Origin of the sequence: Legionella geestiana (assembly GCF_004571195.1) — a bacterium.
GTDB lineage: Bacteria > Pseudomonadota > Gammaproteobacteria > Legionellales > Legionellaceae > Legionella_B > Legionella_B geestiana.
The window spans coordinates 2,231,293-2,243,829 of sequence record NZ_CP038271.1 but is presented as its reverse complement, the minus strand read 5'-3'; the positions used below and the strand labels follow the sequence as shown (position 1 = coordinate 2,243,829).

Genomic DNA, 12,537 nt, shown 5'->3' with positions numbered 1-12,537 from the left:
AAATCATATAAAATTCACTATGAGCATAATTAGCCATGCCACGTGCACAATCATCCAAGCCGGTAGCAGCCCGCATCACAGAACAGGTATACTTTCCGCGCTGTGAATTTCACTCACGTTTTACCAACACGCTCTCTGAAACCCTTATTGGCACCGGGACATCCGGTTTATTTGCCATGAATAAGCCAACACGCTGGGCGAGTTATCATCGCGGCACCAAAAAGGGACTTTCCGGTGTTAAAAAAGGCACCTTTGCTTTTAAGGGGAATCAACCTAAACTCGAGAACGCTCAGGCTCCAAAAACCGGTAATTTTTTTAGCCCGTTTGCGTTTGAGGATTATCAATCTGCCGTTAAGGGCTCTCGCGCAAGAATACTCAAAACGCGAAAAGCCTCATGGTATAATGCCCTGCTGAAATGGCAGAAAGACATGGCGGGCGACATTGTCGCGAAGGTTCGTGAGAAAAATCCCGCCATTCGCATCAACGCCGACTATGGCTATCCGTGCGTACTGGTGGCCATACCAAAACCTGCCGCTGAAAAAAACTACAATGTCTGGAGTAAGTTTGTCGCTGTTTACGTGCTTGCCATCGCCAATCGGCTCGCACGCGAACGCGGCGTGAACATTGAGATGGTTCGCCGTTCAAGTTTTGGCATGCTTCGCCCGGCGGTCGCTGACTGCGATAAAAGCACGCGCATCAGTCTCGGTCTCGTGCCAAAAGCATACGCTGCCTGCCTTGTCGATGCTATCGTCTACACCCACTCACTGCTGACAAATCCCGCCCCCTTTCAGATGCCTTTCACTTCAATACGCCTTGAAAAGACGCTTGCCGCTTACAACGAAGCCAATTCAACGGACACTAAAACTGTAGCCATTGCGCTTCAGCCTACACTCTGGGAATCGCTCTGGGCGAATGGCGATGCCGGTAATCGCTCTTTTGCGACACAGTTTTTCCGCAAAAAACTGGTATCTGAATACCTGATTGATTTAATCTTAAAAGCTCATCCCCAAAAATCCGTTGATGAAATTTTCAAGAGCCCCAGATTACTGAAGCAAACGTTTGCAATACCGTTGACAACACTTTTCAAGGCCTTTCGTGCTGTCAGGAAGCCGAATGGTAAAATGGCGCTTCCCATAAACGTGGATGCCTTTACGCTGAGTACGTTTAACTGGTCTCATAATTTACACCTGGATGAGCCTGAATTCTGGGACTTAAGCCGTAGATTTGCCCAACAGATAAATGCCCCAAAAGTGAAAACAGGCAAGCTTTGTCCAGGCTTCAGGCTTGATGGCTTTCACCTGTTTTTTGAACAGTACCTGAAGGATTTTTTCTTCAACCCTCCTGAAAAACTGGCGGCAGTAGACGGGTATGGCTCTGACTCTGATTGCGAGTTAACGTTCGTCTATCCTGAAGATGTGTCACTTGATATCTTCGGTAAAAAGCTGATTACCGCTACCGGCATGCGCGCCATCCAGCTGGCATACGCAGCGTGTCGCCTGTATCTTGGTAAAAAGCATCGAGTGGATGCGTTAAAAATTGGTTTTGATGCGCAGGACATGTACTATGAAACCGCAACAGCATTAAAAAGCCATGCCATCCCAATCCCCGAGGGTGATGAACGAACCGACCGCGGGCGCCAGCACGCCATTGGTTTTTTTGATGTAAATCACTGCAACACCAGTCACCGTAAGGGGCCAAAATTTCCTCTTGGCCCGCATGACAGGGTCTTTGTGCTCGATACCACCTCTGCTACCACCGTCGAAATCCATGAGCAGCTGCTGGAACTCCTGCAAACCCGACCGAAACTCGAGGTCATACTCACGGTAAGCAGCGGCCTCAAAAACGAACAGGGCATGTCCGACTATAACCCCTATGGAACTGTAAGGATGTTTGCCCGCAAAGAAGCACATTGTGACTGGATGTACAAGTGTCTAGTGAGGCTTGAAGAGGCTGCAGACTACCTGCATCCAGCTACCAGTCACTGGCTGCGGCGAACGGCTAAAGAGGCAGGCATGACCCCGACAAACAGAGAGATTATGTCGGGGCACAAATATTAGGGTCTGTTGACAATTGGTGACACGGCTGCAAACCACGTCAATTTGTCCAAATTTAACCTTGAGTTCGTTAAATAGAGCCGGCTATTCGCCTCACTCAAGATAAAATTTGGCCTAAATTGACGTGATTTTCGCTTCGCACCACCAAATGTCAACAGACCCTAGGTCGCGTACTTTCGCAAAGCATCAAAAACCTGCCTCAGCGAACCCAGACCTGCGTACGTCCCAGCATGGAAACGCCTACATAACCACGGACATACAGCTTATTGCCTTTCATCGTCATTTTCGCACGATAAATGGTACCGGTTTTTGGGTCAAGGATTTGACCGCCATCCCAGACACCGTCTCCGGCGCTTTTAAGTCCCCAGAGAAAGGTCAGTCCCTTGATGGGCTTACCCTTAAAACCACCCGGGCAGTTCGAACAAATACCGGTGTCGCCTGGCTGCGGGAAAATATTCACAATCCTGCCGCTTATAGTGCCGCCGGAATCACTGATGCTTACTACCGCACGTTTTTTTCCAGTTTTGTCATCAATTGTCGTCCAGTTGCCGGCGGGTGATTGTGCCAGTACAACCGGTGCCCACAACACTGAAAACAATAACGCAACCCATCCTTTATGCCATCGCATTTTCATCTCCATCAGAGTTTCTCCCTGTCAGCATAGGACAGCGCGAGCTGCTTTGCAATTATGCATTTTGCCCACTACGCTGAAAATAAGGGACATTAACATCTGGACATACCATGCTCTGGACGCTCTTGATGCTGTTGTCTTTACAACCACTGCCTGCAGACATTGATACACTGGGGGCAAAAATAACTCAGACCTTCTCAGAACAGCTGGATAAGGCACTGAAAGACCCCGGGCCTTTTATCAATTCGGCAAACGACCTGCGCAATGCCCTGCAGGCACAGGCCCCTTCCATGCGACCCGAAGTGCTGGACAAGGCACTGACTGCCCTTGCCTGCGCGAATGCCCGCAAGGTTGAGCATAACGACCTTCTGGCCGTAGTCGATTTTTCAATGCCCTCAAACGAAAAACGTCTGTGGGTATTTGACCTGCCTTCACGCACGGTGCTCTTCAATACGTTTGTCTCGCATGGCATCGCCTCTGGCAGCCTGATGACTGATACCTTCTCCAACCGTTACAACAGCCGCGCCACCAGTATCGGGGTGTTTCGAACCCTGAAACCCTATTACGGCCGTGAAGGATTGTCGCTGCGCCTCGCAGGCATTGATTACGGTTTTAACGAAAACGCGGAAGGCCGCTACCTGGTCATGCATGGCGGATGGTACATGGACGCTGATTTTATCAGTAAATACGGTCGCCCCGGGCGCAGCTGGGGATGTCCCGCCGTCCCGCTTGACGAGGTGAAGCCGCTTATTGAAACCATTCAGGGAAATACGCTCTTTGTGGCTTATTATCCTGATACAGACTGGTTTAAAAAATCGCGTTTTCTCCACTGTGATGCAACAGGCGTTGCTGTGAATACAGCACCTGTGGCGGTCCCGACACCTTCACCAGCGCCAGTACGCGAAGCCATTTTGTTTGCGGATTTGAACCAGAATGGACGCCATGAGGAAAATGAACCGGTAGTGGTCATTTCAGCGGATGACTACGCACGCGCCTTCAACCGCAGCGCACCACTCGAGCGCATGCTGCGCCGACGCATTGACACCGGCGAGTATATCGCACTCACCCGCTCTGAATTTGATGCGCTGTCTGTGCCCGTTGACCCGCAGGTTGGCCTGCAAAGCGTGCATTTTGTGATACCGGTCGTCAAGGAAAGCCGCGGCTATTATGAAACAGAGATGCATAAACTGCCGCTCGGCACTATCTCGCGAATTACACGCGAATCAGGGTCGACCACCGATAATCGGACTGTGATACTCGAAAATAACCGTCAGCTGACCTTGAAACCCGACAGCCAGTTTATTCGCTGGCTGGGACTATAGGCAGGAAAAATTCGGCGATATCGGCATCGGTGAGGTGCTTCACGCCCTCGGAGCTTGACGAGAGAATGCCTTCATAGAGGGTGCGCTTTCGCGCCTGCATGCGCAAAATGACGTCCTCCACGGTGCCCTCTGCTACCAGACGATACACAAAAACCGGATTTTCCTGGCCTAAGCGGTGCGTTCTGTCGGTCGCCTGATCCTCCACTGCGGGGTTCCACCACGGGTCATAATGAATGACCGTATCCGCACGCGTCAGATTCAGGCCGGTACCACCGGCCTTGAGACTGATAAGAAAAATGGGAATGTCGCCCTGCTGGAAGCGCGCCACCAGTGCACCTCTGTCACGTGACTGACCGGTTAACTCTATATAGGGATACCCGCGCGCATTTAGAGCTTCTGCAATCAGGCGCAGCATCGAGGTAAACTGCGAAAACACAAGTACCCGCCGTCCCTCTCGAATAAGGTTATCAAGCAGCGTTAAAAGCGCATCAAGTTTTGCTGAACCTATTGCCTCAAAATGCGCATCCGGCCATTTCAGCAGACGTGGACTGCAGCAAATCTGGCGCAGCTTCAACAGCGCATCCAGAAGTACAATATGGCTCTTTTCCACGCCCTGTGCGGCAATCGCCTCGCGTACTTTCTGCTCCATGCTGATACGCACCATTTCATACACGTCCCGCTGCGCACCTTCAAGCTGGATATGATGCGTGATTTCCGTCTTTGGGGGCAGTTCCGCAATCACCGCGCTTTTTGTTCGGCGCAACAGGAAAGGATGCACGCGGCGTGCAAGCAGGGCGCGACGCGCAACGTCGTGTTCTTTTTCTATCGGAATACGAAACAGTGTACGAAAGCTTCGGGCATCGCCAAGCAGACCCGGCATTAAAAAATGAAAGAGCGACCACAGCTCGCCAAGGTGGTTTTCAAGCGGTGTTCCTGACAGGCACAGGCGATGCTCGGCATGCAGCTGCTGCGCCACCTGTGTCGTCTGGGTGCGTGCGTTTTTGATGCACTGCGCTTCATCAAGGATGACGTAATAAAAGTCACACCCAAGAAACAGCGCCTTATCGCGCTGCAGCAAGCCATAGGTGGAAATGATGACATCATTCCCCTGAAACGCGGTTTTATCACGCCCGCTGCCGTGGTAAATATGGCAGCTCAGTCCTGGAGTAAAACGCGCTGCTTCTTCAAACCAGTTGGTCACAAGGCTTTTAGGCGCAAGAATAAGACACGGTTTTTGTAACCTCCCCTGCTCTTTTTCATACAAAAGATGTGCAAGGGTTTGAACCGTTTTGCCAAGTCCCATGTCATCGGCAAGCACGCCTCCAAGGCCTGCTTCACGCAGCCCCTGCAGCCACTGCAAACCCTCAATCTGGTAATCACGAAGTGTGGCCTCGAGACCGCGGGCGGGTGCCACCGAGGGCAAACCCGCACGTGATTGAAGCGCCTGTAGACGTTCGCGCATCACGTCCACACCGTGCCAGCGCGCCATCGTCGCGCGCAGGGCACGCGCGCTTTCCATGGCGAGCATCAACTGATAACGTGTCAGCTGCAGGCGATTATCCGGCGATTTTTTGCCAAATCCAGTTTGCAAAAGCAGAAAAAGAAGAGGTTTTATGCGTCCGTAAGGTATGGACATCGCCCGCCCCCGACTCACAGGCAGGCGCAGAAGCGTTTCCTCCGGCATGGACTCAAGCGCATGCGCATCCATGGTGCGCAGCAGATTTGCCACGACCGGTACCATGCTGATACGTTCTCCATCGACTTCTATACCTGACTCAAACGCAAAAAAATCGTTATCCCCCCCTTCCAGAGCTGAATACCACGTGAACGCATCGGCATCGAGAACTTCTTCATAGAGCGGATGTGCGCACACAACGTTCCAGCCAGACTGGCGCAGTGCCGGTATGGCTTCGACACAAAGCAGCTGCATCCCTTCGGGAGTATGAAACGCAGGCGGCATGCTCCACTCACCGACTGTTGCAGTGCCGGCCTCAAGGAACTGCGCACCAGTCAGGCCCAATACACCGGCAAGGGTTTCAAACGCCTCACACTCAAAGCGGGTATCGCGCATCCATTCAATCAGCTCACCATTCGCCATCGTAAAATATGAATCAGCCTCGCTGCCAAACGCCGCAGGAATGCCCGCGTATTCAAAAGAGAGGCGCACCCTCAACTGATACAGCTGGCCTTCATATTCCATCGCTCTGAAAAGCGCCGTTGATGCCTCCCCGAGAGGCTCTGCGTCAAACACTGCCTGCGGCCTCGGTGGTGTCTGCCTGCGGGAAGCATGCTCCCACACTGTGGGGCGCGGCAGGTTTGGGAATCGCGCTTCTATATCGCGTGCCGTCTCCAGGGCGGCTGCCTGGGGGATGCGCGGCATTTTCAGCATCCATGCGTTTTCTTCGGGGCTAAAGGGAGTATCGAGTGGCCCCAGCACGCCCTCATCAGTATCAACATACCAGAGGCCATCAAGCTGGAGTGCACGCAACACTTCTCCCTGAGACTCCAGCATCAGCCGCTGTTGCCCATCGGGTTCGAGCCGCCAGACCCACTCCCCTGCACGCGCCTCCCCGAGACGCAGCCATACTGCCTCACCCTCCACATTTATACCGGTACGTCCGCTGGCAAGCAGCGACTGAAGCTCTGTGCTTTTCTGTATGCTGAACGCATCGAGCATCACCGGAAAGGGTTTATTGAATAACAGCGGTGATAACAGCGCTTCATCAGTCGCATCAAAGAGTTTACGCCGCGACTCTGTCAGCTCGTGAAAAACACTCGGCTTACCCCATCCTCCCCGCTTTAAACGGCGGGCTGTAGCAAGCTGCAGATACAGTCTGGGGAGCACCTGGCGTACAGGCAGTGTCAACAGATAGACAATCGCATGGGTTGCGGGAGGAGGTTCGGAATGGGCTGGAAGCGTTTGGGCATCGCGCAGCCATCCCGGCAAAACCGCCGTTATCTGCCCGGTTGTGTCCTTTTCACGCAATGCCAGCAGTGCTGCTGCCGCATGCTTGCAGTTACGCACCTGTGTGCAGCTACAACGCGAGGGCACCTGCGGCCAGGAACGCAAGTCAAGATAGACATCATAAAGATGGCTCGCACTGCCCCGAACGCGCGCGCGCACCAGCCCTTCGCTGAAGCGCACACTCAAGACACGCCCTGTTGCATGGTATTGCACCGCATGCTCCAGAACCTGGGGCTGAAAAACCTGCTCCATGCGTGACAAGGCGGCATTCAGCACACTGGCTCCCCGAGCAATTAACAAAACCGGCTATTATACAAGACGCGATGAATTTTTGCACTGAGAAAGACGCACCCTTGGCAACGCAGACCACTGGGTCGTGTAATTGGGTGAGCACATGCCGGCTCGTGCGGCCCACGGCCTGCGGATACCTTCGGCAGCAAGATACAGTGCATCACGTCCAAAACGGCGTTGAACCGCCTCAAACGTATGCATCCAGCGCGCATCGGCTGCCTGTGTTTGTTCGTTCGGCTCGTCAAAAAGGCTTGCCTGTGCAAGCGGTGTCAGAGCATCAAAACACACGCCAACTTTTTTATACGCATACCCCTCACGATAGATGCGCTCGAGCAGAATACGGCTAACGCGTGTCAGCTCCCGCAAAGAATCAACCGGACGCGCAAGGCGACACTCGGCACGATTGCTGTATTGAGGGAGATCGGGGCGATAACGGTTGGTCAGCACAAATACCGACAACGCCCCCGCACGCATCCCCTGCCTGCGCAACTTTGTCCACGCCCTGCGACAATGCCCGCTGACAGCACCCGCCAGCGCCTCAAAGCTGTCCTGCATGGCGCCAAATGAGCGGGACGACACAATGCTTTGCGCCGGCTGCGACTGTGCAAGCCCCTCGCATATCACCCCCTGCAGTTCAAGCGCCACGCGCTGCAGGCGTACATTGCCAAGCGTACGAAGCATGCGCATATCTGCTGCCACAAGGTCTTGAGCCGTAAAAATGCCTGCAGCCACAAGCGCCCGCTGCCATTGACGCCCCACTCCCCATACCTCACCAACCGGTATTTGAGAAAGCCAGGCACGCTGTTCCGTGATATCCAAAACACTGACACCAAGAATCCGCTTGGCCACATGGTTTGCCATTTTGGCAAGGGTTTTGGTGGTGCCAAGGCCTATCGATGTCGGGATGCCGGTCCAGCGCAGAATTTTTGCCCGAAGCGTTTCACAAAAGGTGCGGCACGCTTCGGGCGAGAGTCCGGTCAAATCCAGAAACACTTCATCGATGGAGTAAATTTCGACCCGGTCAGAGGCCTGCTCAATAACCTGCATGACCCGTGCAGAAAGGTCGCCATAAAGCGCGAAATTCGATGAAAAAACGGCAATCCCATGCGCACGGCAAATGGCACGAATTTTAAAGTATGGCTCTCCCATGGCAACAAGGGCGCGCGCTTCGTTGGAACGCGCAATCACACAGCCATCGTTGCTTGAAAGTACCACAATGGGCGTGGTGCGCAAATCCGGGCGAAACAATCGCTCGCAGCTGGCATAAAAATTATTGCAGTCAATGAGCGCAAACATCTCCCCTACTCCGCCGGATGGATAACGTGCGTCACGACACCCCAGATAACCATGTCCTGAGAATCACTGATATCAATCGCGGGATAATCGGGGTTTTCGGGTAAAAGCCGCACACGCCCGTCTGTGCGCGACAAACGCTTTACGGTCAGTTCGCCGTCAATCGCCGCAATAACAATACGACCGTGCGTGGCCTCGAGGCTGCGGTCGACAATCAGCATGTCGCCGGAATGAATTCCGGCTCCCAGCATGGAGTCGCCGGAGGCCATCACAAAAAAAGTGGCTGCGGGATGACGCACCAGATGGGTGTTAAGGTCAAGATGCGCCTCGATAAAATCATCGGCCGGTGAGGGAAACCCGGCCGGTACCGTGCTCGCATAGAGTGGGAACCCTGCTGCCGGGCGCGCAAGCAGTGCGTTGATATCTGAAAGGCGGGCAAGGGGCACCCGGATGGCTTTAGTGGCCACTCCCCGGGGACGCCCGGCACCTTCCCGCCGGCCGCCATGTGCTGACATGATACACCTCTTGATTAATGTACAATAATCAAATGGTGTGCCGATATGCTCTGTTTGTCAAGCCCCACAGTCCACAGGATAGCCCATGCCCGCCCAGGCCTGAATACCGCCCTCAAGGCTATAGACTTCAAGCTCCGGCCACTCGGTGAGCAGGCGCTCACACCCCCGGGCACTGCGCACGCCGGCCGCACAATGCAGCACCAGTTTTTTTCCGGCAAATGCCGGGAGCGTTTCACGTGACAGCGTGGCCAGTGGTACGTGCATGGCGGGAGCAATACGCGCCTCGGCATGCTCCGCGCACTCACGCACATCCACCAGTACGGCTTCATCGCGCTCAAGCCATTGTTTCAGGGTTTTCGCATCCACCACATGCATTGCCATGGAACTCTCCCGGTTTAACATTTAAGGCATTTTCGTTCCAAAAACATAGCCTTTTTTAACAAGAGGCACAAGGGATTTCTTCCCATATCAAACATACAGTCTTTGCGATAGAATCAAAACCGCCGGACAGATTTCCTACTGGCGTGCTTTTTACGCACTTGTTTTTATAAAAAAGGAATTGTCATATGTTAATTTCCACTTTGCGTGACGCTATATCAAAATACGATGAATCAAAAGGCCTTCTCAGGCACTATGTTACTGGTGATGAATCACACGTCCAATTACTTCAAGAATTCCTGAAAAAGCACATGTACACGGGAGAGTCGCTGCACGATGAAGCGCTGCCTGAACTGGTCAACATCCTTCTTTCTAAAAGCAGCGCCGGCCAGGCGAGCAGTGCGTGCTTCACTGAAATTGCCGATAAATTTGGAGGCATGGAGGTGCTGAGCGGGATGGCCAGGGCCGGGTTAACAACGCCTCGTTATCTCGCGTTTATAGAGCGCCACCCGAATAATGCCGAGGCGCTGGTAAGATGGTTGAAGGTGTTCGCAGAGCACGGCATAAGATTCGAAGATTATCTTCCTTATCTGGAAAACATCAGCATACCAGAGCGTTTTTATCCCACATTCGAGTATCTTATGCGGCAGCTGAAGGAGGCCATCGAAGCACCCGGCTCGAGGAGTAAGAGACTGCGGGTCCAGGAGATACTTTCCATTTTTACCGCCCTCAAAAAACTGGGCATAACCGCAGACATGGCCATATTTGGCAGCTCCCCGGAAAACCGCTCTCCACTGATCCCGTCTATGAGTAAAGTTTTGAATTGCAGAGAAATTATTACTCATATTGCCATCCATGAGCACACTCTGGATGCTGAAATGCTTCACCGCATCTGTAACGAGGTCAATGATCCGGAAAAGTTTCTCAGCTCCCTGCGGATATACGGAGTACCAGCACTGGACCTGCTGCTGAGACGACAGAACAACATTCCCTCAGATCCCATTTCTAAAGCATTTTTCGTAAACTACAAGATCCATGCCGATAGCCCGCAATCCGCGTCTGTAGCTTTTTTAACCATTACCGAAGAGGCACGCACCAACGCCGTAAATGCCTGGATTAAGCTTAATGCAGCCTCACACGGCTCACTGCTGTCCCCTCCTTTATTCAAAAAACTGCAGGATGCGCCGAATCTTGCCACCGCATGGCAGGAAACGGTTGAATGCATTAACCATGTATTTCCAGAAGACATGCGCGAAGCGCAGCTTAGTCTGGCGGCCACCAGCTGCGCAAACCCCCGGGTCACACACCCTGTCGATTTTCTGCAAAGTATCACTATACTGGCAAAGCGCGGGCAGCTCGATGAAGAACGTCTCAGGCGTCTTTGCGATAATGACAGAGCCGTTGAAGCGAGAAAGATTCTTATCGCACTTCAGCTGCTGGACTCGCATGCAAAACTCGACTCCATCAACGCTGATTCTGTTATGATTGACCCGGGCAATGGACCTCAATTGGCGAGTGATTTATGCGGAGTAGAGGCCGTAGAAATACCTGCGTCAGAGGAGTCTTCGCTGTTTGACGTCATTCTGGTATCACCCTCGCGCGATGGTCTTGGTCTTTTCCGACCGGACAGCCCGAGCCGGGAGCAAATGGCGGCATGCAGCACCAGCAGCGGCGCGTCCTGCAGCTACAGTGGGGACCGTTCTTAAGCGCCTGACCGCGTCCGTTAATCCTCACGGACGCGGTACTTCACTTGTAAAATCACCAATCTGTGCTATACGAAAAGACATACCTCTTCGTATGGAAAACAACCATGCATAACCGGGTCTTTGCAGAACGCCTCAACCACGAACTGGACGCCATCGGCGTACCGCAACCCCTGCATGAGCGCGAAGAAGCCTTTGCGAAAATGCTGCATATCCCACGCTTCAAGGCAAGCGCCCTGCTTGAAGGTCAACTGACGCCGGACCAGGCGCTCGCTCAGCGCATCGCCGAAGAGCTGGAGGTCAACCCTCAGTGGCTTATCGGAAAAAGCGCTGACAGGCGAAATTGATTCAGTAGGAACTCAGGCAGTCTCCAACATGATTGTATCTATTCACCACATTTTGAATGCTTTAGGGGAATGGTTACACATGATTTTTATTGACTCGCTCCATGCATAATGAGAAGGAGTTACCCCTGGAAGCGCTTATTAACGCCAAGAGGTTTTGCATGCTTCTCGATGTAGTGAATGATTTTTCCAGCGATATTCACACCGGTTGCCTTTTCCACACCTTCAAAGCCGGGGGAAGAGTTGATTTCCAGCACCAATGGGCCATGGTTTGAGCGAATAAGGTCAACCCCCGCCACCTTCAGCCCCATGGTTTTGGCGGCTGCAACGGCGATGGCCCGCTCCTGGGGCGAGAGTTTGACCTTCATCGCCTTGCCGCCCTGATGCACGTTGGCGCGAAACTCACCCTCACGTGCCTGGCGACGAATCGAAGCCACTACTTTGTCTCCAATTACAAAGCAGCGTATGTCCATGCCCCGCGACTCCTGGATGAATTCCTGCACCAGAATGTTAGCGCGCATTTCCTTGAACGCATTAATAATGTTGATGGCAGACTGGTCACTTTCCGCAAGAATAACCCCCTTGCCCTGCGTGCCCTCCAGAAGTTTAATGACCAGTGGCGCGCCGCCCACCATGCGAATCAGGTCTTCCGTATCATCCGGAGACTGCGCAAAACTTGTCAGTGGCATGGGGATGCCTTTGCGGGCAAGGAGCTGAAGCGCACGAAACTTATCACGTGAGCGACAGATGGCAATCGATTCGTTGATGGAATACATGCCCATGGTTTCCATGTGACGCAGCACGGCAGTTCCGTAATAGGTCATGGATGCGCCAATGCGTGGAATCACCGCATCAAACCGTTCCAGCGGCTCGCCGCCGCGATAATGTACATTCGGATTGGAGGCTGCCACGTTCATGTAACAGTAGAGCGGGTTAATGATTTTGACCTCATGCCCTGCCCCCACTCCGGCTTCCACCAGCCGTTTGTGCGAATAGAGATTAGGATTGGTGGCCAAAATTGCAATTTTCATGGGTATTAAT

10 protein-coding genes are annotated in these 12,537 nt (G+C 53.1%); 4 read left to right on the top strand and 6 right to left on the bottom strand.

What is annotated here, in order from left to right; all coding sequences use genetic code 11:
- Nucleotides 1–35: 35 nt before the first annotated feature.
- The gene (locus E4T54_RS10085) at nucleotides 36–2,057 is read left to right on the top strand and encodes a hypothetical protein (RefSeq protein ID WP_028385705.1); all 2,022 of its coding nucleotides are present in this window, start codon (nucleotides 36–38) and stop codon (nucleotides 2,055–2,057) included.
- Between the two features lie 196 nt (nucleotides 2,058–2,253).
- On the opposite strand, the gene E4T54_RS10080 is transcribed toward E4T54_RS10085, so the two are convergent.
- A complete protein-coding gene (locus E4T54_RS10080; protein WP_028385704.1) occupies nucleotides 2,254–2,682 on the bottom strand; it encodes a DUF2147 domain-containing protein in 429 nt (142 codons plus the stop codon).
- 113 nt (nucleotides 2,683–2,795) lie between these two features.
- Between E4T54_RS10080 and E4T54_RS10075 the strand changes: the two genes are divergently transcribed.
- On the top strand, nucleotides 2,796–4,007 hold the full coding sequence (locus E4T54_RS10075) for a murein L,D-transpeptidase catalytic domain family protein (RefSeq protein ID WP_028385703.1): 1,212 nt from the start codon (nucleotides 2,796–2,798) through the stop codon (nucleotides 4,005–4,007).
- Here the strand turns inward: E4T54_RS10075 and E4T54_RS10070 are convergent.
- The 4 genes from E4T54_RS10070 to E4T54_RS10055 are packed head-to-tail and all read right to left on the bottom strand — an operon-like array spanning nucleotide 3,985 to nucleotide 9,452.
- Complete coding sequence (locus E4T54_RS10070) at nucleotides 3,985–7,248, bottom strand: DEAD/DEAH box helicase (protein WP_028385702.1); 3,264 nt, start codon at nucleotides 7,246–7,248, stop codon at nucleotides 3,985–3,987. The genes E4T54_RS10075 and E4T54_RS10070 overlap by 23 nt on opposite strands.
- 33 nt (nucleotides 7,249–7,281) lie before the next feature.
- Nucleotides 7,282–8,559, bottom strand: coding sequence for a Y-family DNA polymerase (locus E4T54_RS10065; RefSeq protein WP_028385701.1), 1,278 nt, complete (start codon nucleotides 8,557–8,559; stop codon nucleotides 7,282–7,284).
- 5 nt (nucleotides 8,560–8,564) lie between these two features.
- Nucleotides 8,565–9,071 (bottom strand): LexA family protein, encoded by a 507-nt coding sequence (locus tag E4T54_RS10060; protein WP_028385700.1) that lies wholly within the window; start codon nucleotides 9,069–9,071, stop codon nucleotides 8,565–8,567.
- A gap of 57 nt (nucleotides 9,072–9,128) precedes the next feature.
- Nucleotides 9,129–9,452: a rhodanese-like domain-containing protein gene (locus tag E4T54_RS10055; RefSeq protein WP_051550793.1), complete on the bottom strand. Its 324-nt coding sequence runs from the start codon at nucleotides 9,450–9,452 to the stop codon at nucleotides 9,129–9,131.
- 185 nt (nucleotides 9,453–9,637) lie between these two features.
- Between E4T54_RS10055 and E4T54_RS10050 the strand changes: the two genes are divergently transcribed.
- A complete protein-coding gene (locus E4T54_RS10050) occupies nucleotides 9,638–11,155 on the top strand; it encodes a hypothetical protein (protein ID WP_028385699.1) in 1,518 nt (505 codons plus the stop codon).
- A 104-nt stretch (nucleotides 11,156–11,259) separates the two neighbouring features.
- Entirely contained in the window at nucleotides 11,260–11,499 is a 240-nt protein-coding gene (locus E4T54_RS10045; protein ID WP_028385698.1) for a helix-turn-helix domain-containing protein, read from the top strand.
- Between the two features lie 119 nt (nucleotides 11,500–11,618).
- On the opposite strand, the gene rimK is transcribed toward E4T54_RS10045, so the two are convergent.
- The gene (gene rimK, locus E4T54_RS10040) at nucleotides 11,619–12,527 is read right to left on the bottom strand and encodes a 30S ribosomal protein S6--L-glutamate ligase (RefSeq protein WP_028385697.1); all 909 of its coding nucleotides are present in this window, start codon (nucleotides 12,525–12,527) and stop codon (nucleotides 11,619–11,621) included.
- Nucleotides 12,528–12,537: the final 10 nt, after the last annotated feature.

Coding starts and splice junctions, on each gene's coding strand:
- E4T54_RS10085 (WP_028385705.1), top strand. CDS start 36: ATGCCACGTGCACAATCATCCAAGCCGGTAGCAGCCCGCATCACAGAA.
- E4T54_RS10080 (WP_028385704.1), bottom strand. CDS start 2,682: ATGCGATGGCATAAAGGATGGGTTGCGTTATTGTTTTCAGTGTTGTGG.
- E4T54_RS10075 (WP_028385703.1), top strand. CDS start 2,796: ATGCTCTGGACGCTCTTGATGCTGTTGTCTTTACAACCACTGCCTGCA.
- E4T54_RS10065 (WP_028385701.1), bottom strand. CDS start 8,559: ATGTTTGCGCTCATTGACTGCAATAATTTTTATGCCAGCTGCGAGCGA.
- E4T54_RS10060 (WP_028385700.1), bottom strand. CDS start 9,071: ATGTCAGCACATGGCGGCCGGCGGGAAGGTGCCGGGCGTCCCCGGGGA.
- E4T54_RS10055 (WP_051550793.1), bottom strand. CDS start 9,452: ATGGCAATGCATGTGGTGGATGCGAAAACCCTGAAACAATGGCTTGAG.
- E4T54_RS10050 (WP_028385699.1), top strand. CDS start 9,638: ATGTTAATTTCCACTTTGCGTGACGCTATATCAAAATACGATGAATCA.
- E4T54_RS10045 (WP_028385698.1), top strand. CDS start 11,260: ATGCATAACCGGGTCTTTGCAGAACGCCTCAACCACGAACTGGACGCC.
- rimK (WP_028385697.1), bottom strand. CDS start 12,527: ATGAAAATTGCAATTTTGGCCACCAATCCTAATCTCTATTCGCACAAA.